The organism is Streptomyces sp. NPDC057136, from assembly GCF_042670885.1.
In the GTDB taxonomy this organism is placed as follows: Bacteria; Actinomycetota; Actinomycetes; order Streptomycetales; family Streptomycetaceae; genus Streptomyces.
Genome location: NZ_JBHUUV010000050.1, coordinates 17434 through 41454, shown reverse-complemented (window position 1 = coordinate 41454; position 24021 = coordinate 17434). Strand labels below are relative to the sequence as shown.

Below are 24021 nucleotides of genomic sequence, written 5' to 3'. Positions count from 1 at the left end.
GGACACACATTCTGTGTCCGGGCCCGCAGCTTTCTGGATCTGTGCGGCTGTACGCGGTCAGGCAGACTTCCTGCTGTCCCGCGGGTGCACGGCAATGTTCATGGCTCCGGAGCGCAGAACCGCCAGCCTCTCGGCCAGCACCTCCTCAAGCTCCTCGCGGGTGCGCCGCTCCATGAGCATGTCCCAGTGCGTACGCGCAGGCTTGCCCTTCTTCTCCTCGGGGCCATCCCCGTCCACCAGGAGTGCCATGGCGCCGCACGCCTTGCACTCCCACTCCGGCGGAATATCCGCCTCTACCGAGAACGGCATCTCAAATCGATGTCCGTTCGGGCATGCGTACTCCACCGCCTGGCGCGGGGCCAGATCGATGCCGCGGTCCGTCTCGTAGCTGGTAACCACGAGTCGCGTGCCGCGGAGAGCTCGCTCACTCATGAATCGTGCCTCCCGGGCTTGTCGCCCACAGGACAGGTGTCGCTGTCGTCGTCATCCGGTCAACGTCCGGTCGGCGGTAAAGATTCCCGTTGCCGGTCTGCGTCGCCCGTCGTGCCGCTGCTTGTACTGGGTTTCCAGGGTTCTAGGTACCCACCAATGCCCGGTTTGTCACATCTGGCAGAAGTTGTCACCCAACGGTTTGGCTTCTTCCGCTCGCAGTAACGGTCCTCCGGGCAGGCCAAAGGCGTACACTACCGGCCTTTCACTTCAACGTCTAAATCCGGGCCGGAACGGGGTTGCCCGCAGCCGCCACGGCTGCCCGCACCGGCACCCGCGCCAGCAGCACGGTACCGAGCGCGAAGAAGATCACCAACGAGAGCAGCGCATCCCGATAACTGCTGGTCAGCTGGTACGCGAGGCCGAACACCAGCGGCCCCAGCCAGCTCAGTCCGCGGTCGCTCATCTCGTACGCGGAGAAGTACTCGGCCTCCTTGCCGCGCGGCACCAGGTGGGAGAAGAGCGACCGCGACAGGGCCTGACTGCCGCCCAGTACCAGGCCGATGGCCGCCGCCAGGGAGTAGAAGAAGACCGGTTCACCCGCCGGAAGTACATACGCGGCGAGGAGGATCAGCGTCCAGACGGCCAGGGAGGCGAGGATCGTGCGCTTCGCGCCGTACACCCGGGCGAGCCGCCCCATCCCCAGGGCACCCGCCACCGCCAGTACCTGAACCAGCAGCACCGCGGTGATCAGCGTCGTCTGGTCGAGGCCCAGTTCCTCGGAGCCGTACAGCGAGGCCTGCGAGATCACCGTCTGGATTCCGTCGTTGTAGACGAGGTAGGCGAGCAGGAACGACAGCGTCAGCGGGTGCCGGCGCATATCGCGAAGGGTCGCCAGCAACTGCTTCCAGCCGGACCCGACCGCGCCGCGGCCGTCCGGGTGCACATGCCGGTCGCGCAGCCGCCGAAGGGGTACGACGGTGAAGGCGCCCCACCAGACACCGGCGGAGGCGAGACAGATCCGTACCGCCTCGGACTCGGAGAGCCCGAAGGAGTCGTGTCCCGTGTAGAGGATCAGATTCAGCACCAGGACGAGTGCGCCCGAGGTGTATCCGAAGGCCCAGCCCCGGGAGGAGACCGCGTCCCGTTCGTCGGGCTCCGCGATCTGCGGGAGGTAGGAGTTGTACAGCACCATCGACACGGAGATCGAGGCGTTGGCCACGATCAGGAGGAACGCGCCGAGCAGATAGCGGTGGCCGTCCAGGAAGAACATGCCGGTCGTGGCCGCCGCACCCGTGTACGCCGCGACGGCCAGCAGGGGCTTCTTGCGCCCCGTACGGTCCGCTGCGGCCCCCACCACCGGCATCAGCAGGACGGCCACGACCACGGAGACCGAAACGGTGTACGCGAACAGCGACCCGGCCCGCACGGGTATGCCGAGCGGGTGCACGAAGCCCTCGGCATCGGCGGCGGCCTCGGCGACCGACGTCAGATAGGGGCCGAGGAACACGGTGAGGACGCTCGTCGAGTAGACGGAGCAGGCGAAGTCGTAGAAATACCAGCCGCGTTGCTCACGGCGGCGCTCGTCGGCCCCGGCGGGCCGCTCCGCCGGATCGGCCGTTCCTGCGGTACCGGTGCTCACACCGCGCCCCCTCGCTCGTCCCGTGCCGACGCGGACGGCCCGGCGTCAGGCCCAGGCCCCCCGCTCGCTCAGCACCGTGCGCAGCGTCTCGATGTGATCGGTCATGATGCCATCCACCCCGAGGTCGAGGAGCGCCGCCATCCGCTGCGGGTCGTTCACCGTCCACACGTGCACCTGGAGCCCCCGCGCGTGCGCCGTCCGGACGAAATTGCGGTCCACCACCCGGATGCCGTTCTGGCTCTCCGGGACCTGCGCACACACGGCGCCCGCCCGGAGCGCCGCCGGTATCCCGTATGAACGCAGCCGCAGGCCCAGGACGCCGCGCACGCCGTACGAGGTCGCCAGTCGCGGGCCCGCCAGGCGGTGGGCCCTGGCCACCCGGGACTCCGAGAAGGAGCCGACGCACACCCGGTCCCAGGCGTCGGTCCTGCGGATGAGTTCGATGAGCGGGGCGAGGGCCGGTTCCGCCTTGATGTCGACGTTCCACCGGGCGTCCGGGAACTCCTCCAGCAGTTCCTCGAGGAGCGGCAGGGGTTCGCGGCCCGCCACGCGTGCCCGGCGCACCTCGCTCCACGGCAGCGCGGAGATCCGCCCCCTGGCATCCGTCACCCGGTCGAGCGTGGGGTCGTGGAAGGCCACCAGCCGACCGTCCGACGTGGTGTGTACATCGGTCTCGAAGTAGCGGTAGCCCGCGTCCGCGGCCCGGCGGAAGGCCACCGCGGTGTTCTCCATCCCGTCCGCCGCTCCGCCGCGGTGGGCGAACGGAATCGTCGAGGGATGGTCCAGGTAGGGGTGGCGTCCATGAGTCACTGCGGCAGTATCGCCTGCTCGGGTGACGGCTCGGCGACCTCGCTGGTGACACCGGTGGGCTCGGGGGTGGACTCGGCGGCGGTGAACACGCCGAGGAAGAACTGGGCGAGCGGGCCGATCGCCAGGGCGTACAGGACCGTGCCGACGCCCAGCGAGCCGCCGAGCAGGAATCCGGTCACCACGACGGCCACCTCGATCGCCGTACGGACCAGGCGGACGGAGCGCCCGGTGACCCGGTTGAGGCCGGTCATCAGCCCGTCGCGCGGGCCGGGACCGAATCGGGCAGCGATGTACAGCCCCGTCGCCACACCGTTGAACACGATCCCGGCGACCATCGCCGGGATCTGTGCGCCGAGCCCGTGGATCTCCGGTACGACGGCGAGCGTGCCGTCCATGGCGAGGCCGACGACGAGGACATTGGAGACGGTGCCAAGACCGGGACGCTGCCTGAGCGGAATCCACAGCAGCAACACGATCGCGCCGACGACGATCGAGACGACACCGATGGAGATGCCGGTCAGTTCGTTCAGGCCCTGGTGCAGTACGCCCCACGGTTCCAGGCCCAGTTCGGCACGGACCAGGAGCGCCGCACTCGCCCCGTACAGGGTCAGGCCCCCGTACAGCTGGATCAGCCGCCGAGTGACATGGGTGCGGCTGTGGCCGGTGGTATCGGACAAGTGGTGCCCCTGGTGTGGTGGTAGTGGACTGCTGCGTGTCACTCTGTGGCGGGGGATTGGCTACCAACTATGGCCAATCCGAGGAAGGTGGACTGATTTCCATGGCGCAGTGGACTTCAACGGTCGGTGCGGCGCAGCTCGCGCGGCAGCTTCAGGCGCAGCAGGACCGGCCCGCCGGGCCCGGCAGCCGTAAGCAGCCCGCCTACCGTGCCCTCGCCGACGGGGTACGGCTGCTCGTCCTCGAAGGCCGGGTCCCGGTGGCCGCGCGGCTGCCCGCCGAACGGGAACTGGCGCTCGCCCTCTCCGTCAGCCGTACGACCGTCGCCGCCGCCTACGAGGCGCTGCGGGCCGAGGGCTTCCTGGAGTCCCGCCGCGGCGCCGGCAGCTGGACCGCGGTGCCCGCGGGCAATCCGCTGCCCGCACGCGGTCTCGAACCGCTGCCCCCGGAGTCGCTCGGCTCGATGATCGACCTGGGCTGCGCCTCGCTGCCCGCGCCCGAGCCCTGGCTGACCCGGGCCGTGCAGGGCGCCCTGGAGGAGCTGCCGCCCTACGCGCACACCCACGGCGACTACCCGGCGGGGCTGCCGGCTCTGCGGCAGATGATCGCCGCGCGTTACACCGAACGCGGCATCGCGACGATGCCCGAACAGATCATGGTCACCACCGGGGCGATGGGCGCCATCGACGCGATCTGTCACCTCTTCGCCGGGCGCGGCGAACGGATCGCGGTCGAGTCGCCCTCGTACGCCAACATCCTCCAGCTGATGCGGGAGGCCGGTGCCCGGCTGGTGCCGGTCGCGATGGAGGAGGGGCTCGGCGGCTGGGACATGAACCGCTGGCGGCAGGTACTGCGCGACGCCGCACCCCGCCTCGCGTACGTGGTCGCCGACTTCCACAATCCGACCGGGGCGCTCGCCGACGAGCAGCAGCGACGCGCTCTCGTCGACGCGGCCCGCTCCGCCGGTACGGTCCTCGTCGTCGACGAGACCATGAACGAGCTCTACCTCGACGCGGACGTCGACATGCCGCGCCGGGTCTGCGCCTTCGACCCGGCGGGCAGCACAGTCCTGACCGTCGGCTCCGCGAGCAAGGCGTTCTGGGCCGGGATGCGGATCGGCTGGGTTCGCGCTTCGCCTGACGTGATCCGCAGCCTCGTGGCGGCCCGCGCCTACGCGGACATGGGGACGCCGGTGCTGGAACAGCTCGCCATCAACTGGCTGATGAGGACCGGCGGCTGGGAGCAGGCCGTGGAGGTCCGGCGCGCCCAGGCCCGGGAGAACAGGGACGACCTGGTGCGTGCGCTGCGCCGGGAGCTGCCGGAGTGGGAGTTCGAGGTACCGCGCGGCGGACTCACTCTCTGGGTGCGTACGGGAGGACTCTCCGGTTCACGGCTGGCCGTGGCGGGCGAGCGCGTGGGCGTCCGTGTGCCGTCCGGGCCCCGGTTCGGGGTCGACGGGGCCTTCGAGGGCTATGTGCGGCTGCCGTTCACCGTGGGCGGTCCGGTGGCGGACGAGGCGGCCCTGCGGCTCGCGGCGGCGGCGGAGCTCGTCGGCTCCGGCGCGAGCGCGGGGGCCGAGGCGCCGAGGACGTTCGTGGCCTGACGGGCGGGAACGGCCGGTGGGCGGGTGACGGACACGGAGTCCGCCACCCGCCCACCGGCCGTTCGTCCCGCCCTCGTCACCCCTCGACGGTCGCCGGCGCGCCGATCAGCGGGTCCCGGGGCGCGGGCTCCGCGACGGCGGCCTCGACGGCCACGGGGACGGGCGCGGTCACGGGCTCGGCGTCGGCGGCGGACTGTCGGTCGGGCAGCAGGTCGAGCACGGCCTGCCGATGGGCCTCGCTGGTGGCGTCGTCGTACGGGTCGGGCGTGGCCGGCACCTGGAGCCGCAGGACCGGACCCGTACCCAGACGCACATAGCCCCGGCCCGGCGGGACGTCCGGGGTCGGCGTCGTGTGCGGCTCCACGCCGAGTACGGCCTCGATCTGTTCGCGTGCGGCAGGGCCGAGGACGGCCCTGGCGTGGGTGTGCGTCCGTACGGTCTCGGTCAGGGAGTCGGTGCTGTCGAACTGATCAGCCATGACGACGGTGACCCCGGCCGCCCTGCCGTGCCGGAGCGGGACCTGAAGGAGCTCCTGCGGGTCGGGCCTGCCGTCGGCGGCGGCCAGATGGCCGAGGACGCTCGGCCGGTCCAGCAGGATCCAGAGCGGACGCTTGGTGTCCTCGGGGGCTGGGTGTCCGGCCTGGCGGGCCCGGTTGGCGGCGATCAGCCGCCGCTCCGTCTCGTGGGCGGCCCATTCGAGCGTCGCGAGCGCCCCGGCGAGGCCGCACTCCACAGCCAGCACTCCGGTACGCCCGGTCAGGCAGCCGTACTCGCCGGTCCCGCTGCCTTCGACGACGATGATGTCGCCGTACTGGAGCGCCTGGAGCGCGATGGAGCGCATCAGGGTGGTGGTGCCGCTGCCGGGCTGCCCGACGACGAGGAGATGGGGCTCGGTGGAGCGGGCCCCGGTGCGCCAGACGACCGGCGGCGCGTCCCGCGTGGCGTCGCCGTCCCGGACGGGCACGGTGCGCTGTACGGAGTCGGCGTCGGTGAAGCCCAGCACGGTCTCGCCGGGTGCGGTCACGAAGCGCTGGGCGGCGATCGAGACGGGCAGCGCGTCGAGCACGGTCATGACGAGGTGGTTGCTCTCCTCGTCCCAGGCGAAGTGGTATTCGCGGCCGCGGCCGGACTTGGCCCGGAGCAGCTGCTCGATCCGGGTGCGGGAGGAGGATTCGCTGTCGGTGAAGTACGCGGGGTAGTTCACCTGGAGGCTGGTGAGGCGCCCGTCGGCGTCGAAGGTGTGGCTGCCGAAGCCCTTCTCCCAGTCGCCGCCGTGGGAGAACAGCGGACTGGGATCGTCGGCCGTCGAGAAGTAGGGCACGAGCGCCTCGTACAGGGCCTGGAGCCGTCCGGCCTGCGCCTCGTCGGGGCCGGTCTTCACGGACGTACGGCCGCGCCCCTTCCATGCGGCAGCGCTCATCACCGTGATCACGGCCAGCAGAGGCCCGTACGGGATGAGCGCCACCACGAGTACGCAGGCCGCAGCGAGGAACAGTGTGGGACCACGCCGCTCCTTGGGCGTCGCGGCCCACTTCTGCCGTCCTGCTGCGGCCAGCAGCCGCAGACCACGAGCGATCGTGATCAGCGGATGGAGGACGTCGGTGGCGTTGTCGGCGGCCGTACGCGCGATCTCTCGACTGCGAGTGATCGATGCGCTGCCGCTGCTCAGAATGCGGGGGAGTGGTCGCCGGGCCACGTCGGTCTCCTGAAGGGGTGGGAACGGTTGCCGCGCGTCAGAACTTGATCCCGCTGAGCATGCCGGCGAGGCTCGCCCCGCCTGCGGTGATGCTCGGTGCGATGGCGGTGCCGGCCAGATAGAAGCCGAACAGGGCGCAGATCATGGCGTGCGATGCCTTGAGGCCGTCCTTCTTGAAGAACAGAAAGACGATGATGCCGAGCAGTACGACGCCCGAGATGGAAAGGATCATGAGTCGTTCTCCTGGTTGGGGGGACAGTCACCATGAGTCCTTCCAGGATTACGGGAAGTATCTATACGATAAAAGGTGCAATTGAGTGAAAAGCTGGCAATTTCACTTGACTGGCGGACAAGGGGTGGTTGTCCGGGCGGAACACTTCAACGTTCCGTGACCGAAATGGGTCGCACGTGGTGATCTTTTGCCTCATACCGGCCGGGTCATGTCGGCGCGGGGGCAGTACCCTGTCGATTCACTCGTATGGCCCTGAGCCGTACTCCCCAGCAGGTCAGCGGCAGCGACAACGGTTATGGAAGGCGGTCCGTCCGATGAGCGAAACCCCCGATCCCGAGGTGGTCGAACTGGCGACCAAGGTCTTCGACCTGGCCCGACGCGGTGAGGCCGACGCGCTCGCCGCGTACGTCGACGCGGGCGTGCCCGCCAACCTCACCAATGACCGGGGCGACTCACTGCTCATGCTCGCCGCCTATCACGGGCACGCCGGGGCGGTCACGGCCCTCGTCGGCCGGGGTGCCGACCCGGACCGGGCCAACGACCGGGGGCAGACCCCGCTCGCGGGCGCCGTCTTCAAGGGCGAGAACGCCGTGATCGAGGCACTGCTCGCCGCGGGGGCGGACCCGGAGTCCGGTACGCCGTCCGCGCTCGACACGGCGCGCATGTTCGGCAAGGCCGACCTGCTGGAACTCTTCGGGGCCCGCTGACATGAGCGCGCAGGTGCCTGCCGGGGCGCTCGCCGGCGCACGCACCGACCGTTGCGCCGTAAATGTGGTCGCGGTGGCGAAATGGCTGGGTCATCATGACGTCGCGGGTCCGCTCAGGACCACCGACGAGAGGCAGAGGAAGATGGTCTACACCAGGCAGAAGACGGCGGTCGGCCGATCATGTTGCTGCGCGGCCTAGGGCCGGCCCCGGTGCCTTCCCGGCACCTGGAACTGCACAGTCCCGGTTGCGTCGACAGCTTGATGTGAGGCTTTTCCCATGTTTGATCCGTTCATAGCGCCGAGCGGCACCCTGCTCGGCCTGCTGCAGAGGGGCCGCGGCGACGGCACGCTCCACGCGCTCGCCGCACCACGCCCCGAGGCCCTGGCGGCTCTCAACCACTGTGTCCTGAGCGATCCGCGTCACGACTGGCAGATCGAGAACCGCTCCCTCTACTACGCACGCCTGTACCTCGATCTCGACGGCGGCATCGAAGAGATCGAACGGCACCTGTGCGATCCCGAGGACCACCTCGACACCGACGACTCCCGCACGGGCCTGGCCCTCGCGGTCCTCGGCCACCTCGCCTCCTACGGACGCGAGGACGCCCTCGCCCTGCTGCGGCGCTACGCGGCCACCGGCTCCAACTGGGCCTGGGCGCTCGACGAGCTCGCCCTGCGCGACGACGACGCCGGGCTGCGCTCCCTCGCCGTGCCCGTACTCGGCCGCTTCCCCACCACCCCCGAGGGAACCGCCGAGCTCGCCGCGGTCGTCCGCGACGCCTTCGAGCCGCGCCCCTGGCGGCTGTGGGCCGACGACCCGCGGGACGAGGTCGGCGCCCGGGTCAGGGCGGCCTCCGAACAGGGCTCGTTCGACCGCTGGCAGCGGCAGATGCGACCCGGCGGCCCGCGCCCCGGCTGGAGCGTCCAGGCCGTGTTCGACTGGGCCCAGCAGGGCCTGGAGCGGGGCAGCGTCCTCCACGTACCGGCAGCGCGCTGCCTGTCAGCCGTCGCCGGTCCCGACGACCGGCCCCTGATCATCGAGGCCGCCCGCAGCGGCCCCGAAGGCGCCCGCTGCGCCTCGCTCCACTACCTCGTCGAGGCCGGGGACCCCGCCGTTCTCGACCTGATCGAGGCCGCCGCGGCCGACCCCTCGCGCACCGTCTCCGAAGCCGCGGTCGGCGCCTTCGAGCGGATGTGCGGGGAAGCAGCGGTGGACCGTGCCCGCCGGTGGGCCCCCCGGCCCGACGCGCTCGGAGCCTCCGCCGCCGGAGTGCTCGCCTGCCGCGGCGGGGCGCAGGACGCCCCGCTCGTCCTCGGCGCCCTGCGCGAGGCCGTACGGGGCGAGGGCCCCGACGCCCCGCGCCTCTGGACCCTCGTCGACGGCACCGGAAGGCTCGGCATCGCCTGCGCCGCTCCCGTGCTGCGCCACGTCTACCGCGAGACGTCCTCCTCGCATCTGCGCGGACGGGCCGCCCGGGCCCTGGCCGCGACCGACCCCTCCTTCCCCACCGGATTCGCCGTCGAATGCCTGTGGGACTGCGAGGAGACCACCCGGGAGGTCGCCGCCCTGCACGCGGAGACCGGTGACATCAGGGTCGCCGAACGCCTGCGTCGGCTGGCCGCGGATCCGGCCGAGGAGGCCGAGGTGCAGACGGCGGTACGCAGCAGGATCGGGCCCGACGCACCCGCCGTCTGACGGCGGGCACGCGAGGACGGCGGGTGCGCCGACGGGGCGCGCGGCGCAAACGCTCATAGGACGTTCCCCGGGCGGAAAGATCCAAGTCGGCCCAGGCACGCCCGGCGCGGCGACAACACGGGTATGCGTGTCGTCATCGTCACCGAGTCCTTCCCGCCCGATGTCAACGGTGTGGCCCATTGCACCCTGCAGACCGCACGGCATCTCGCCGCCCGCGGTCACCATCCGCTCGTCATAGCCCCGGCCACGCCCGGGGCGACGGCCTCCACCAGGAGCTCGGCAGGACCGGGCACCTACGAGGCCGGCCAGCCGTGCCCCGTGGTGCGCGTGCCCTCGCTGCCGCTGCCCGGCTATCCGCAGGTCCGAGTGGCCCTCCCCAGCCGCCGCCTCGCGGCCGCCCTCACCGCGCACCGCGCCGAACTCGTCCATCTGGCCGGGCCGTTCGTGCTCGGGGTGCGGGGCATGGCCGTCGCCACGCGGCTGGGGCTGCCGACCGTGGCCGTCTACCAGACCGACCTGGCCGGCTACGCCCGTACGTATCTGGGCACGGGCGAGAACACCGCCTGGCGGCGGATGCGCGCCGTGCACAGCGCTGCCGACCGCACCCTCGCCCCCTCCACCGCCGCCCTGCGCGACCTCACCGGACACGGCGTGCCCCGGGTGCACCTGTGGCCGCGCGGCGTCGACACCGTACGGTTCCGGCCGGAGCTGCGGGACGAGGCACTGCGCCGCAGTCTCGCCCCGGCGGGCGAGAAGCTCGTCGGGTACGTCGGACGGCTCGCCCCGGAGAAACATGTCGAACTCCTCGCCGGGGCCTGCGCACTGCCCGGCGTCCGGGTCGTGGTCGTCGGCGACGGACCGAGCGAGGCGTCGCTGCGTACGGCCCTGCCGGGCGCCGCTTTCCTCGGCCGCCGGACCGGTGACGACCTGGCCCGGCTGTTCGCCTCCCTGGACGTCTTCGCGCACACCGGCCCGTACGAGACCTTCTGCCAGACGGTGCAGGAGGCCATGGCCTCCGGTGTGCCGGTGGTCGCACCGGCGGCGGGCGGACCGCTCGACCTCGTCGACCACGGACGCACCGGGCTGCTGGTCCCGCCGCACGACGCCGACGCGGTCAGGACCGCGGTCGGCTCACTCGTCGCGGACCCCGCACACGCGGCGGCCTTCGGACGGGCGGCGCGGGCCACGGTCGAGGGCCGCACCTGGGAGGCCGTCGGAGACCGGCTCCTGGGCCACTACGACGAGGTGCTGCGCGACCGGACGGCGGTGGCCGCGTGAACTCCCGTGGCGTGCGAGGCCCCGAGGGGCTGAGGATCGTACGGCTGGCCAACTTCGTCACGCCCGCATCCGGCGGTCTGCGCACGGCCCTGGAGGAACTGGGCCGGGGCTATCTCGCCGCAGGACACGAGCCCGTACTGATCGTGCCGGGCGCCACCGCCCGCGACGAGCGGACACCGCAGGGCCGAGTGGTCACGCTGCCCGGACCGCTGCTGCCGGGCACGGGCGGCTACCGCGTACTGGCGGGCCGCCGACGACTCACCGGCCTGCTGGAAACCCTGAGCCCCGACCGGCTGGAGGTGTCCGACCGTACGACGCTGCGGTGGACGGGCGAGTGGGCGCGGCGAGCCAGAACGCCCGCAGTGATGGTCTCCCACGAGACGGCGGACGGCGTCCTGCGGACCTGGGGCGTCCCCGCCGCGGCGGCGGCACGCACGGCCGACCGTCTCAACGCGCGCAGCGCCCGTGCCTACACGCGGATCGTCTGCACCACGCGGTGGGCGGAGCGCGAGTTCGTCCGGATCGGCGCACGCAATGTGGTGCGCGCCCCGCTCGGTGTGGACCTGCTGCGCTGCCGCCCGGAGCGGCGCAGTACGGCGGTGCGTACCCGGCATCTGCACGGCCAGGACGTCCTGCTGCTGCTCTGCTCCCGCCTCTCGGTGGAGAAACGGCCCGGCCGGGCTCTGGACGCGCTGGCGGTGCTGCGGGACCTCGGTGTGCGGGCGGCGCTGCTCGTCGCCGGGGACGGGCCGCTGCGGGCGGGGCTGGCGCAGCGGGCCCGGACCGAGGGCCTGCCGGTCGAGTTCCTGGGGCACGTGGCCGACCGGGAGCGGGTGGCGGACCTTCAGGCCGCAGCCGACATCTGCCTGGCGCCGGGCCCCGCCGAGACGTTCGGCCTGTCGGCGCTGGAGGCACTCGCCTGCGGCACACCGGTGGTGGTGAGCGCGGCCTCCGCCCTGCCGGAGGTCGTCGGCGCCGCCGGGTCGGCGGCGCCGGACACGGGTGAGGCCTTTGCCAGGGCGGTACGCGCCCTGCTGGCCGGCCCGGAACAGGAGCGCCGCGCGGCAGCCCGCTCCCGGGCCGAACTCTTCGGCTGGGACCGCTCGGTGGCCGCCTTCCTGGCAGCCCACGAGGTGCCGGAGCACCGCGAGACCGCCGGGGCCCGGCCATGAACGGGGTGAGTCCTGCACGGGTACGCGGCCACTGTCCGCCCGTCCGGTTCGTGGCGCTCGGGGACTCGTTCACCGAGGGCGTCGGCGACCCCGTGCCGGGCGGCCGGAGGGGCTGGGCGGCGCTGCTCGCCGAGGGCATGGACGACGGGGTACGGGGCGTGGAGTTCCGTAACCTCGCCGTCAGCGGCGCCCTGTCCTGCGATGTCCGCGACAGCCAGGCCGCCGCGGCAGCAGCCTTCCGCCCCGACATCGCCTCCGTCGTCGTCGGTGTCAACGACACCCTGCGCCGGTCCTTCGACCTCATGGGCCTGGCGCAGCGGCTCGACGAGGTCTGCGCGCTCCTGGCCACGGGCGGAGCCGTACTCCTGACCGCCTGCCTGCCCGATCCCGGGTCCGTGCTCGGGCTGCCCGCGCCGCTCGCCCGCCCCCTGGCCCGGCGGCAGCGTGCGGTGAACGCCGTCGTGCACGCGCTGTCCGCGCGCTACGACGCCGTCCATCTGCACGCCTCGGGCCGGGCCTGGGTCGAGGACCGCTCCCTGTGGAGCGTGGACCGCCTCCACCCCGCCGAGCGCGGACACCGCAAGGTAGCCGCCGGATTCCACCGCCTCCTCCTCGAACGCGGACTCGCCCCCGGTGCCCCGCCCGGCACCGAACCCCGGCAGCCGCCGCCCACCCGCGCCGCCGCCGCGCTCTGGCTGGCCACCGAGGGCACCGGCTGGCTGGCCCGCCGCTCCACCGATCTGCTGCCCCAGCTGCTGTGCCTGGCGGCGGCTGAAATCCGTCACGCGGCGCGCGGTACGAGCGCAACGCTCGACCGGAGGGCCGAGCGCGAACTGCTCCGTGCCCTGGCCGCCCTGAAACCGCCCGCGGCAGGACACCGTACTTCGGACCCGCCCGCCCCCTCACCCGTGCCCCGGGCCAGAATGGAGGGATGACCGGACGCTGGGAGTTCTGGATCGACCGTGGCGGCACGTTCACCGATGTGGTGGGCCGGGACCCCGAGGGCCACCTGATCAGCCACAAACTCCTCTCGCACGACCCCGCCCGCTACCGGGACGCGGCCGTCGCCGGGATCAGGCGGCTGCTGGATCTCGGGCCCGGCGACCCCGTCCCCGCCGACCGGGTCGCCGTAGTGAAGATGGGCACCACCGTCGCGACCAACGCACTCCTGGAGCGCACCGGCGAGCCGACCGTCCTCGTCATCACGGAAGGCTTCCGTGATGCGCTGAGGATCGCTTACCAGAACCGGCCCCGCCTCTTCGACCGGCACATCCTGCTCCCCGAGGCCGTGTACGAGCGGGTGATCGAGGTGCCGGAGCGGGTCGACGCACGGGGCACGATCGTGGAACCGCTGGACCTCCCGGCGGTGACCGAGCGGTTGAGGGCCGCGAAGGACGACGGAATCACCAGCGCGGCCGTCGTGCTCATGCACGGCTACCGCCACCCCGGTCACGAATCCGCCGTCGCCGCCGCGGCCCGCAGTCTGGGTTTCACGCAGATCAGCTGCTCCCACGAGGTCAGTCCCCTGATCAAGCTCGTGCCACGGGGCGACACCACGGTCGTCGACGCCTACCTCTCACCGATCCTGCGCCGGTACGTCGACGAGGTCGCCGGTGAACTCCGGGGCATCCGGCTGATGTTCATGCAGTCCAACGGCGGACTGCGGGAAGCCGCCCACTTCCGAGGCAAGGACGCAGTCCTCTCCGGGCCCGCGGGAGGCGTCGTCGGCATGGCCCGCACCTCCGAACAGGCCGGACACGACCTGGTCATCGGCTTCGACATGGGCGGCACATCCACCGATGTGTCGCACTACGCGGGCGAGTTCGAGCGCGAACTCGGTACCCAGGTGGCCGGTGTGCGGATGCGCGCACCCATGATGAGCATCCACACCGTCGCCGCGGGCGGCGGCTCCGTCCTGCACTTCGACGGCCGGCGCTACCGGGTCGGACCCGACTCCGCGGGCGCCGACCCCGGCCCGGCCTGCTACCGCCGCGGCGGACCCCTCACCGTCACGGACGCCAACGTGATGCTGGGCAGGGTCCAGCCCGCGCACTTCCCCGCCGTCTTCGGACCCCGGGGCGACCAGCCCCTGGACTCCGCGACCGTGCGCGAACACTTCGAGGCACTGGCCGGGGAGGTGGCGCGGGCCACCGGAAGCCGGCGGACAGCGGCGCAGGTCGCGGCCGGCTTCCTGGAGATCGCCGTGCTGAACATGGCCAACGCCGTGAAGAAGATCTCCGTGCAGCGCGGGCACGACATCACGCGCTACGCCCTGGCCGCGTTCGGCGGAGCGGGCGGCCAGCACGCGTGCGCGGTCGCGGACGCCCTGGGCGTCGACACCGTCCTCGTACCCCCGTTCGCCGGGGTGCTCTCCGCGTACGGCATCGGTCTCGCCGACGCCACCGCGATGCGTGAGCAGTCCGTCGAGGCAGAACTCGACGAGGAGGCCCGCACCCGCCTGGAGACACTCTGCGAGGAGCTGGCCGGCCGCACCAGGGCCGACCTCCGCGCCGACGGCGTACCGGACTCCGCCGTCACCACCCGGGCCCGCGTGCTCCTGCGCTACGCCGGGACGGACGCGAGCCTCCCCGTCGACCTCGGCACGGTGTCCGCCATGACCGGGGAATTCCTTGCCGTACACCGGGCACGCTACGGCTTCACGATGGACAAGCCGCTGGTCGTCGAAGCGGTCTCCGTGGAAGCGACCGGAGCTGCCGGACCCCACCTCACCGCACGGGCGGGAGACCCGACGGACAGGGCGCACGGGCCGCAACCCCACGACACCGTACGGATGTTCACCGACGGGCAGTGGCAGGACGCACGTCTGTACCGCCGTACGGAACTCCGTGCGGCAGACACCATCAGCGGCCCCGCGATCATCGCCGAGAACGACGCCACCACCGTCGTCGACCCCGGCTGGCAGGCATCGCCCGGCCCCACCGGACATCTGGTGCTGACCCGGGTCCGCCCGCGCCCCGACCGGACGGCCGTGGGGACCGGTGTGGACCCGGTCATGCTGGAAGTGTTCAACAGCCTCTTCATGTCGATCGCCGAGCAGATGGGCGTACGCCTGGAGAACACCGCCCACTCCGTCAACATCAAGGAGCGGCTGGACTTCTCCTGCGCCCTGTTCGACGCCGACGGCAACCTCATCGCCAACGCCCCGCACATCCCGGTTCACCTCGGCTCGATGGGGGAGTCCATCAAGGAAGTGCTGCGGCGCAACGGGAGCACCATGCGCCCCGGCGATGTGTACGCGATCAACGATCCGTACCACGGCGGCACCCACCTGCCCGATGTGACGGTGGTGACGCCCGTGTTCGACGAGCCTTCCGGGGAACCCGGGAGCGGACCGCGATTCCTCGTGGCCTCACGCGGCCACCACGCCGAGATCGGCGGCATCACCCCCGGCTCCATGCCCGCCTTCAGCCGCACGATCCACGAGGAGGGTGTCCTCTTCGACAACTGGCTGCTCGTTCGCGACGGACGGCTCCGCGAGGCCGAGACGAGGGAACTGCTGACGACCGCCGCGTACCCCTCGCGCGACCCCGACACCAATCTCGCCGATCTCCGCGCCCAGATCGCCGCCAACGAGAAGGGGATCAGCGAACTGCGGCGCATGTCGGAGCAGTTCGGACCGGCCGTCGTCGAGGCGTACATGCGTCACGTGCAGGACAACGCGGAGGAGTCGGTCCGCCGCATCGTCGCCGGTCTGAACGACGGCTCGTACCGCTACGAGACCGACAACGGCGCGGTGATCGAGGTGAAGCTGACCGTGGACCGGGCGGCCCGCAGTGCCGTACTGGACTTCGCCGGCACCTCACCGCAGCAGTCCGGGAACTTCAACGCACCGAAATCCGTGGTCATGGCCGCCGTCCTCTACGTCTTCCGGACGCTCGTGGCCGAGGACATCCCGCTCAACAGCGGCTGCCTCAAGCCCCTGGACGTACGGGTGCCCGAAGGGTCGATGCTGGCTCCCGCCCACCCGGCGGCGACCGTCGCGGGCAACGTGGAGACCTCCCAGGCCGTCACCGGCGCCCTCTACGCGGCGCTCGGCGTCCAGGCAGAGGGCTCCGGCACGATGAACAACCTCACCTTCGGCAACGAGCGCGTCCAGTACTACGAGACGGTCGCCAGTGGATCGGGAGCGGGCGACGGCTTCGAGGGCACCGACGCCGTACAGACCCATATGACCAACTCCCGGCTCACCGACCCCGAAGTCCTGGAGTGGCGCTACCCGGTGCTGCTGGAGAGCTTCGAGGTACGGGCCGACAGCGCCGGGGCGGGCCGATGGCACGGGGGCCAGGGAGTGGAGCGCCGCATCCGCTTCCTCGAACCGGTCACCGTGGCGCTGCTGTCCAGCCACCGCCGCATGCCCCCGTACGGAATGGCCGGCGGCGAACCGGGCGCGCTGGGCAGCCAGCACATCGAGCGCGCCGACGGTACGACGGTGACTCCCCTGGAGGGCTGCGACACTGCGGATCTGGCGGCCGGTGACGCACTGGTGCTGCGCACGCCGGGCGGTGGCGGATACGGGCCCCGCGAGTGACCGACGGGCCATTGACCGGGCCGCTCCGTACGGGACGGGCGCTCGGTCGCTTCTGCGCCGTTTCGACCGTTGTCGGTGCGAGGACCTAATCTGTGCAGCGTGACTTCGCCTGCCTACACGGACAACGCTGCGCCCCAGCTCAGCGGGGGACCGCGGCCCGCCCAGGGCCCCGCCGCCGATGAGGGGCTCTCGCGACGGCTGCGCGCGCTCGCCTGCACGGCGCCGCTGCACGACCTCGACGTGCGCAAGACGAATCTCGCCGGTGAGTACACGGTCTACTCGATGGCCGAGGTCGCACTCGCCGTCATCGACCTGGTCACGCTCAACATGGACTTCGACACGGGCGCCGACCACGAACAGATAGTGGCCAGAGTCCTGCCGCGGGTCGGGGCGCAGGCCCCCCGGCGCCCGGTCGCCGAGCACGAGCGGGTCGCCCGCTGGGTGCTGGAGAACCTGATCAACGTCGGGAGCGTCGACCGCGGTTTCCGTGCGGTGTACGGCACGTTCGGACCCGACGGGGTGTACGTCCGCAGGGACTACGACTTCAAACTCATCGAAGAAGTCCCCGGTTACGGCGGCAGCGTCTACCTCCGCGCCACCGACGAGGCGGTCAACGTCCTGGTCGGCGCCCTCGACACGGACGTCACCAGCGCACAGATCGCCGCAGAGGTGAAGCTGGAGGTCCTGATCAGCCGCGGACGTCTCGCCGACGCGCAGCTCGCCGCCGAGCAGGCCCGCTACCGCACCGTGCAGTACGCGGAAACGCTCCGCAGGACCCTGGAGGCGACCCGGCGCAACGTCCGCGCCGTCGACTGGCTCAACACCGTGCCGGACATGATCGCCGAAGCGCTGGACCACGTCGCCGACCGCTACCGCCACGAGAACGCGATCCTCACCAACATCCGCAAGTCGCGCGACGAGGCCGAGGACCCCGAGCACAAGCGGCGCGCCGCCGAGCTCGTCGACATCGTCAAGGACTGCATCCGCCGCCACACCCAGCTCCAGTCCAGGCTGCTGGAGGCCGGTCCGCTGTTCCGCGCCGAGCAGGACCGGCAGGCCTTCGCCGCCCCCACGGTACGGACCGGCCTCGATCTGTACGGACAACTGGTCACCCCGCTGCTCCCGCTCCCCGTCGAACAGGCCATCCGGGTCACGGACGCCTTCTTCGCGAACGGCACGGGGCTGCGTACGCCCACGTCCGTACGGGTCGGCGATCTCGTCGACATGCTGCTCACGCCGCCCATGGAACGCGATCACCTGGGCGTGGAAATGCCCGAACCGGACGTGATCGCCACCCCCGACGACAGCCGATTCAGCGAGGACCAGCTCGCGCACGCCATGGCGCTGCTCGATCTGGAGTACGACGCACCGCGCCGGCTCTCCGGCCTCCTGGCCGAAGCCCGGCTCAGCGATCCCGACCTGCCCTATCTGGTCGCCCTGCTCGCGGTCCACGCGGCCAGCCCCCCGGTCGGCACCGCGTACCGCCAGGGCGAACGGCGCCTGCTCTTCGCCGTGGACGACGGTACGGAGCTGGACGACCCGGAGTTCGGCGGCGCCGACCTGATAGTGGGCACCGCACTGCTGGACACGGCCGCGGCGACCGCGGACCGCAGGGAGGCGTCATGAACCCCCGCGCCACGACTCACACCGGCAGCCACCCCGACGCCCCGGACCCACGGGCCGACGGCCGCCACCCCTCCGTACCCCGGAGTTTCCGCAGTTTCCGCACCGAGGAGCCCCAACCGTGAGCGAGTACCACGCCGAGCACACCGACGCGTGGAGCGAGACGGCAGTCCCCGCCCCGGCGGCCGAGGCGAGCGCTCCGGCGCCCGTCACCCCGGCCGACACCGCCGACGCCGCGCGCCTCGTCTCCTTCGGGCTCCAGCCCAAGCTGCTGCCCGCCCGCGACGCCGAGTACGCCGAGCTGCTCCGCCGCTACCGGGAGGAGCCCGCCTTCGCCCGGCTCGCCGACGCCGTGGCCACCGGACTCGGGCTGATCGTCATGGAGGTCTCCACCCGCGCCGGGATGGCCGTCACCGCGGGCGAGGACTCGGTCTTCGCCGTACGCATGGGCGACTATGCCCGGCGCGCCGCGTCCGACTCCGCCGACCGCTTCCTGCACGGCCTCGCCCACCTCGCCGTCGCCGCCATGGCCTTCCCGCGCCCCGAGGACCTCGCCGACAACGGGTACATCGGCCGCATCACGGTCAACGGCGTCGACGCCTTCGTACGCCAGGCGTGCCACCGCCTGGAGGAGCGGGCCGAGGAGCACGGCGACAACACCGACCCGGCCACCGACGCCCCCGGCCTCGAAGCCGGGTGGCGGATCTACGCACGGCGCAGCGCCACCGGCGCGACGAAGGACGCCCGGCGGCTGGCCGGCTCCACCACCGGCATCATCGGCAAGGCCGTCGCCTTCCTCACCGACTCCGGCTTCCTCCAGCGCACCGGCGACGACGCCGGAGGCGCGTACCGCACCACCGCCCGCTACCAGCTCCAGGTCCGCGACATGGCGGGCAGCGCCGCCATGGCCGAACTGCTGGAGCTCGGAGTGGTCCCGGTCTCGGACGGCACGGCCACCCTGCTGCCCCCGCCGGATGCCGACAGCCCCGAGCTGGCCGCCGACGAGGGCCTGCCCTTCCACGCCTGACCCGCCGCGGGCCCGCCTCCACCGGTCCCCGCCCCCGACGTTTCCCTCCCGCTGCCTGAACGACGAGAGTCCGCCGCCATGTACGAGTTGTCCCGGGTCCGCCTCTACTCCATCGGGCCCGCCGGTGCGCGCTACGCCGACACCGTGCTTGACCTGCGCGGAGTCGGTGAGCCCGTACCCAACCCCGCCCCGGCCCAGGCGGAGTTCTTCGAGGACGAGCCGGTCGGCCCGCCGCGCCGCCCCGCGCCCGCCGGTGTGCTCTTCCTGGAGAACGGCGGCGGCAAGTCCGTCCTGCTGAAGCTGATCTTCTCCGTGATGCTGCCCGGCCACCGCAACACCCTGGGCGGCGCCAGCTCAGGCGTCCTGCGCAAGTTCCTGCTCGCCGACGACTGCGGCCATGTCGCGCTGGAATGGCAGCACACCCTCACCGGCGAGTGCGTCGTCGTCGGCAAGGTCAGCGAGTGGCGCGGACGCCAGGTCTCCAGTGACCCCCGCAAGTTCGCCGAGGCGTGGTACTCCTTCCGCCCCGGGCCCGGCCTCAGCCTCGACTCGCTGCCGGTCGCCGAGGCCACCGCCGTCGGCCGCCCCGCCGAAGGTGTCTCCGGCGCGCGGGGCAGGCGCCGCACCATGAAGGGCTTCCGCGACGCCCTCACGGACGCCGGCAAGTTCTACCAGCACCTCGATGTGCACTGGGAAGAGATCCACGACCGGTGGAACGAGCACCTGGGCGACCTCGGGCTCGACCCCGAACTCTTCCGCTACCAGCGCGAGATGAACGCCGACGAGGGAGAGGCCGCCGGTCTCTTCGCCGTCAAGAAGGACTCCGACTTCACCGACCTGCTGCTCCGCGCCGTCACCGACACCCGCGACACCGACGGTCTCGCCGACCTGGTCAGCGGCTTCGGCAACAAGCTGGGCCGCCGCGCCGAGCTCACCGCCGAGCGCGACTTCACCGCGGGCTCCGTCGATCTGCTCGGCCGGATCGTCGAGGCGGCGGACATCCGCGCCCGCAGCAGGGACGTCCACGCAGGCGCCGAACGCCGCACGCGCACCCTCGCCCGCAGGCTCTCCGCCCGCGCCACCGAGGAGCGCGCCCGCACCGGCGAGCTCGCCCAGCAGGTCACGGCCGCCGCCCACAGGGTCACCGAGGCCGAGCAGGCCCGCGGCAGCCGCGCCCTGATCGCCGCCGAACTCGCCTACCGGCACGCCTCGCTGGCCCTGACCGCCGCCGAGAAGGGCGCGGCCGCCCAACGCCGCGAACTGGCCGAGGCACGGACACTGCACTCCGCCTGGCAGGCCGCCGAAGCGGTCCTGCGCCACCGTGCGGCGGCCGACCGCTCCGCACGGGTCGCCGTCGCCATCCGCGAGGCCGAGCGCGACGCCGCCCCGGCCCTCGCCGCACGGGCCACGGCCGCCGCCGACCTCGTACGCGCCCTGCACACCGCCGCCGAGGCGGGCGAGCACGTGGCCAACGAGGAGGAGGAGCGCTCCGACGTCCTCCAGGAGACGGGCGAGCGGGCGCACCGCGACGCCACCACCGCCGCCACCGAGGCCCAGCGGGCCCGCAGCGAGGCCGGCCATCTGCGCCAGCGCCTGGCCGAGGTCGAGCAGGAGACGGCCGAAGCGGTACGGGCGGGCTGGCTCGACAACACGGCGCCCGACGCCGACCCGGCCCGCGCGGCCCTCGCCGCGAGCGAGTCGGAGCAGGCGGCCGTCGCCGCCTGGGACACCGCAAGGGGAGCGGCCGGAGCGGCAGCGGACACCGCCAGGGAAGCGGCCGCGACCGAGAGCCGGGCCGAACTCGCCGCCGCCCGGGCCTCCGACGGGGCGCAGGCGGCCGAACAGTCGTACGAGGCGGAGCTCAGGGCCGCCGAGTCGATCGCCGCCGACCACCGTCTCGCCGACCTCCTCGGCCTCTCGTCGGCGCAGCCCACGGGCGTGCCCAGGCCCCGTCAGGGGGCGGGCGGCGAGGCCACCGAGCCGGACGCGTCGCACGGCAGCGGCGCACAGGACGGCCCGCCGGTCCCCGGTGACGCCGCCCACGACTCTGCGTCCGTGCCCGGCGGGCAGGTCGCTGTAGCCGAACCCGTCACCACCGAACAGACCCTCAGCGCCGAGCAGTTCGACGGCAGCGCCGACGAGCTGCGCGAGCTGCTCGACCAGGGCGTCACCGCCGCCGAGCGCAGGCTCTTCGAGCTCCGCACGGCCGCCGCCGACGACGCGCGGATCCTCGGCGCGCTCGGCGACGGAGGACTGCTGCCGCCCGGCCCCGACGTCCTGGCCACCGTCGAATACCTTGGCGAGCACGGCATCCCCGCCCTGCCCGGCTGGCGCTACCTCGCCCAGGCCGTCGACCCCGCCGACCACGCGTCGGTCCTCGCGGCCCGCCCCGAACTGGTCGACGGCGTCGTGATCACCGACCCCGAATCCCACGCCCGCGCCCGCGACGTGCTGGGGAGCGCCGCCCTGCTGCCCCGCTCGGCGGTGGCCGTCGGTACGGCCGCTGCGCTCCTCGCCCCCGTCCCCGCCCCGGGAGCGGGCGACGGCACGGACGGGGTCTTCCTCGTCCCGCCGAACCCGGCGATGCACGACGAGCACGCGGCCGACGAGGAGAGGCAGGCGCTCAGGCACCGGGCCGCCGCCCGCGACGAGGACATCCGGACCCTGGCGGCCCGGCTCACCGCCGACCGCTCCCTCGCCGCCCGCATCGGCTCCTGGCGCGCCGACTGCCCGCCCGGCAGGCTCACCGAACTGGCCGAGGCGGCACATACGGCCCGCACGGCCGCCGAAGCCGCTCAGGCCGCTCTCGCGGAAGCCCGCGCGGTCCGCGCCGAGGCCGACGAGGCCGCCGCCGACACCGCCCGCGTCCGTGAGGAACGCCAGGAGGCCGCCCAGCGCGCCCGCCGGGCGGCCGACGCCCTCGCCGGCCTCGCCCACCGCCTGCGCGAACGGTCCCGCTGGCAGTCCCGGCTGCGTGAACTCGTCGACGAGGCAGCCGAATCCGAGGCCCGGGCCACGACCTGCCTGGACCGCGCACGCGCCGCCGACGAGGACCGCCGAGCGGCCCAGCGCGCCGGCGACGACGCCCGCCGTACCGCCCGCGCCCTGCGCGCCGAGCGGGCCGAGATCGCCGGCGCACCGGAGAAGCTTCCGGAACCGGAGGGCGACGCCGCCCGTATCTCACTGCCCGCCCTCCGCGAGGCGTACCGCGCGGCCTCCCAGCTGTACGAGAAGGTCGGCGTCGGCGCCGATCTGCGTGCCGAACAGGCCCGCGCCGAGAGCGACGAAAGCGCCGCGCTCGCCGAGCTCGACCGCCTGACCAACAAGGTCCGCACCCGCGCCGCCCAGCTCCTCGAAGGCACCGACGGCGCCGACGGCCCGTCCCGGCAGGCCGCGGCAGCCCGCGCCGAGTCCCTGGTCCAGCTCCTGGAGACCCGGGCGTCCACGGCCAGCGAGCAGCTCGGCCGGCTCCGCGGCGAGGCCGAACGGCTCGCCCCCGTCGACGAGGAGCCCCACCACACGGAACTGCCCGACGAGCTGGTCCCGGCCGATGCCGAACAGGCGCAGAGCCTGCTCCGGACGGCCACGGGCGAACTGGCATCCGCCACCGACGCCCTGGACACCGCCCGGGCCGCCCACACCGAACTGCTCCACGCGCACCGCACCGCGGAGGACTCGGCAGGCGGATTCGAGGAGACAGCGGCCCTCCTGCGCGACCTGCTTCGGGACCACGGCGCCGACGACGAGACCGACGGCCCCGAGCCGTATCCCGGCACCCTCGAAGAGGCCCGGCAGTCCGCCGCCGAGGCCCGCCGCTCCCTGCGCGGCTGCGCCGCCGACCTGTCGGCCGCCGAGACCGCCGTACGGGAAGCGAGCGATGTGCTCGTACGGCATGCCAACTCCACCCGGTACGAGCAGGTCCGCACCCCCGCACGCCAGCAGATCCGGGAACTCCCGGCCTCGGCCCTGCCCGAGCACGCGGAGAAGTGGGCCGTCGCCTTCGCGCCCCGTCTCCGCGTCCTCACCGACGAGATGGCCCAGCTGGAGCGCAACCGCGACTCCATCGTCGACCGGCTCCGCGGGCTCGTGGAGTCCGCCCTCGCCACCCTCCGCTCGGCGCAGCGGCTCTCCCAGCTCCCCGAGGGACTGGGGGAGTGGTCCGGCCAGGAATTCCTGCGGATCCGCTTCGAGGAACCCGACCAGGCCACGCTCACCGAGCGGCTCGGCGAGGTCATCGACGAGGCCACGCACGCCGCCCTCAAGAAGAACTCCGATCTGCGCAGGGACGGCATGTCCCTGCTGCTGCGCGGCGTCCAGGCAGCCCTCGAACCCAAGGGCATCGCCGTGGAGATCCTCAAGCCGGACGCCGTGCTCCGCGCCGAACGAGTCCCGGTCGGACAGATGGGCGACGTCTTCTCCGGGGGCCAGCTGCTCACCGCGGCGATCGCCCTGTACTGCACGATGGCGGCGCTCCGCAGCAACGACCGCGGCCGGGACCGTCACCGGCACGCAGGCACCCTGTTCCTCGACAACCCCATCGGCCGCGCCAACGCCACGTATCTGCTGGAGCTCCAGCGGGCGGTCTCGGACGCGCTCGGTGTCCAACTGCTCTACACGACCGGCCTGTTCGATACCACGGCGCTCGCCGAATTCCCGCTGGTCATCCGTCTCCGCAACGACGCGGACCTGCGGGCGGGGCTGAAGTACATCAGCGTGGAGGAGCACCTGCGGCCCGGACTGCCGCAGCAGGACCCGGACGTCGAGACGGTCCACGGCGAGATCACCGCGACCCGGATGTTCAAGCGCACCCCCCAGGCCGCCGAAGCCGCGGCCCAGGCACAAGCGGCCCGGGCCGAGGCCCCGAAGCGCACTGTCTAGCCGC

General features: G+C 72.7%; 17 protein-coding genes. 11 read left to right on the top strand and 6 right to left on the bottom strand.

Going from position 1 to position 24021, the window contains the following annotated elements:
- Positions 1 to 57: 57 nt before the first annotated feature.
- The 4 genes from ACFT7S_RS35090 to ACFT7S_RS35075 form a co-directional block, all read right to left on the bottom strand.
- Entirely contained in the window at positions 58 to 432 is a 375-nt protein-coding gene (locus ACFT7S_RS35090; RefSeq protein ID WP_382739363.1) for an RNA polymerase-binding protein RbpA, read from the bottom strand.
- Positions 433 to 706: 274 nt separating this feature from the next.
- A complete protein-coding gene (locus ACFT7S_RS35085) occupies positions 707 to 2071 on the bottom strand; it encodes an MFS transporter (RefSeq protein ID WP_382739360.1) in 1365 nt (454 codons plus the stop codon).
- A 45-nt stretch (positions 2072 to 2116) separates the two neighbouring features.
- Complete coding sequence (locus tag ACFT7S_RS35080; protein WP_382739357.1) at positions 2117 to 2881, bottom strand: glycerophosphodiester phosphodiesterase; 765 nt, start codon at positions 2879 to 2881, stop codon at positions 2117 to 2119.
- Entirely contained in the window at positions 2878 to 3558 is a 681-nt protein-coding gene (locus ACFT7S_RS35075; protein ID WP_382739354.1) for a YitT family protein, read from the bottom strand. The genes ACFT7S_RS35080 and ACFT7S_RS35075 overlap by 4 nt, the downstream gene beginning before the upstream one ends.
- Positions 3559 to 3659: 101 nt before the next feature.
- Between ACFT7S_RS35075 and ACFT7S_RS35070 the strand changes: the two genes are divergently transcribed.
- The gene (locus ACFT7S_RS35070) at positions 3660 to 5159 is read left to right on the top strand and encodes a PLP-dependent aminotransferase family protein (RefSeq protein WP_382739351.1); all 1500 of its coding nucleotides are present in this window, start codon (positions 3660 to 3662) and stop codon (positions 5157 to 5159) included.
- Positions 5160 to 5235: 76 nt separating this feature from the next.
- Here ACFT7S_RS35070 and ACFT7S_RS35065 read toward each other — a convergent pair whose 3' ends face one another.
- Positions 5236 to 6855 (bottom strand): hypothetical protein, encoded by a 1620-nt coding sequence (locus tag ACFT7S_RS35065; protein ID WP_382739348.1) that lies wholly within the window; start codon positions 6853 to 6855, stop codon positions 5236 to 5238.
- Between the two features lie 37 nt (positions 6856 to 6892).
- Positions 6893 to 7087: a hypothetical protein gene (locus tag ACFT7S_RS35060; RefSeq protein ID WP_382739345.1), complete on the bottom strand. Its 195-nt coding sequence runs from the start codon at positions 7085 to 7087 to the stop codon at positions 6893 to 6895.
- A gap of 314 nt (positions 7088 to 7401) precedes the next feature.
- Between ACFT7S_RS35060 and ACFT7S_RS35055 the strand changes: the two genes are divergently transcribed.
- The 10 genes from ACFT7S_RS35055 (at position 7402) to ACFT7S_RS35010 (ending at position 24017) form a co-directional block, all read left to right on the top strand.
- Positions 7402 to 7794: an ankyrin repeat domain-containing protein gene (locus tag ACFT7S_RS35055; RefSeq protein WP_382739342.1), complete on the top strand. Its 393-nt coding sequence runs from the start codon at positions 7402 to 7404 to the stop codon at positions 7792 to 7794.
- Positions 7795 to 8071: 277 nt separating this feature from the next.
- Positions 8072 to 9490: a HEAT repeat domain-containing protein gene (locus ACFT7S_RS35050; protein WP_382739339.1), complete on the top strand. Its 1419-nt coding sequence runs from the start codon at positions 8072 to 8074 to the stop codon at positions 9488 to 9490.
- A 123-nt stretch (positions 9491 to 9613) separates the two neighbouring features.
- Entirely contained in the window at positions 9614 to 10768 is a 1155-nt protein-coding gene (locus ACFT7S_RS35045; protein WP_382739336.1) for a glycosyltransferase family 4 protein, read from the top strand.
- Complete coding sequence (locus ACFT7S_RS35040; RefSeq protein WP_382739333.1) at positions 10765 to 11940, top strand: glycosyltransferase; 1176 nt, start codon at positions 10765 to 10767, stop codon at positions 11938 to 11940. Before ACFT7S_RS35045 ends, ACFT7S_RS35040 begins: the two co-directional genes overlap by 4 nt.
- 5 nt (positions 11941 to 11945) lie before the next feature.
- A complete protein-coding gene (locus ACFT7S_RS35035) occupies positions 11946 to 12875 on the top strand; it encodes an SGNH/GDSL hydrolase family protein (RefSeq protein ID WP_382739330.1) in 930 nt (309 codons plus the stop codon).
- On the top strand, positions 12872 to 16489 hold the full coding sequence (locus ACFT7S_RS35030) for a hydantoinase B/oxoprolinase family protein (protein WP_382739327.1): 3618 nt from the start codon (positions 12872 to 12874) through the stop codon (positions 16487 to 16489). The genes ACFT7S_RS35035 and ACFT7S_RS35030 overlap by 4 nt, the downstream gene beginning before the upstream one ends.
- A gap of 99 nt (positions 16490 to 16588) precedes the next feature.
- The gene (locus ACFT7S_RS35025; RefSeq protein ID WP_382739324.1) at positions 16589 to 18115 is read left to right on the top strand and encodes a hypothetical protein; all 1527 of its coding nucleotides are present in this window, start codon (positions 16589 to 16591) and stop codon (positions 18113 to 18115) included.
- Entirely contained in the window at positions 18112 to 18237 is a 126-nt protein-coding gene (locus ACFT7S_RS35020) for a hypothetical protein (protein ID WP_382739321.1), read from the top strand. Before ACFT7S_RS35025 ends, ACFT7S_RS35020 begins: the two co-directional genes overlap by 4 nt.
- The gene (locus ACFT7S_RS35015; protein ID WP_382739318.1) at positions 18234 to 19139 is read left to right on the top strand and encodes a hypothetical protein; all 906 of its coding nucleotides are present in this window, start codon (positions 18234 to 18236) and stop codon (positions 19137 to 19139) included. Before ACFT7S_RS35020 ends, ACFT7S_RS35015 begins: the two co-directional genes overlap by 4 nt.
- 78 nt (positions 19140 to 19217) lie before the next feature.
- A complete protein-coding gene (locus tag ACFT7S_RS35010; protein ID WP_382739315.1) occupies positions 19218 to 24017 on the top strand; it encodes a hypothetical protein in 4800 nt (1599 codons plus the stop codon).
- Positions 24018 to 24021: the final 4 nt, after the last annotated feature.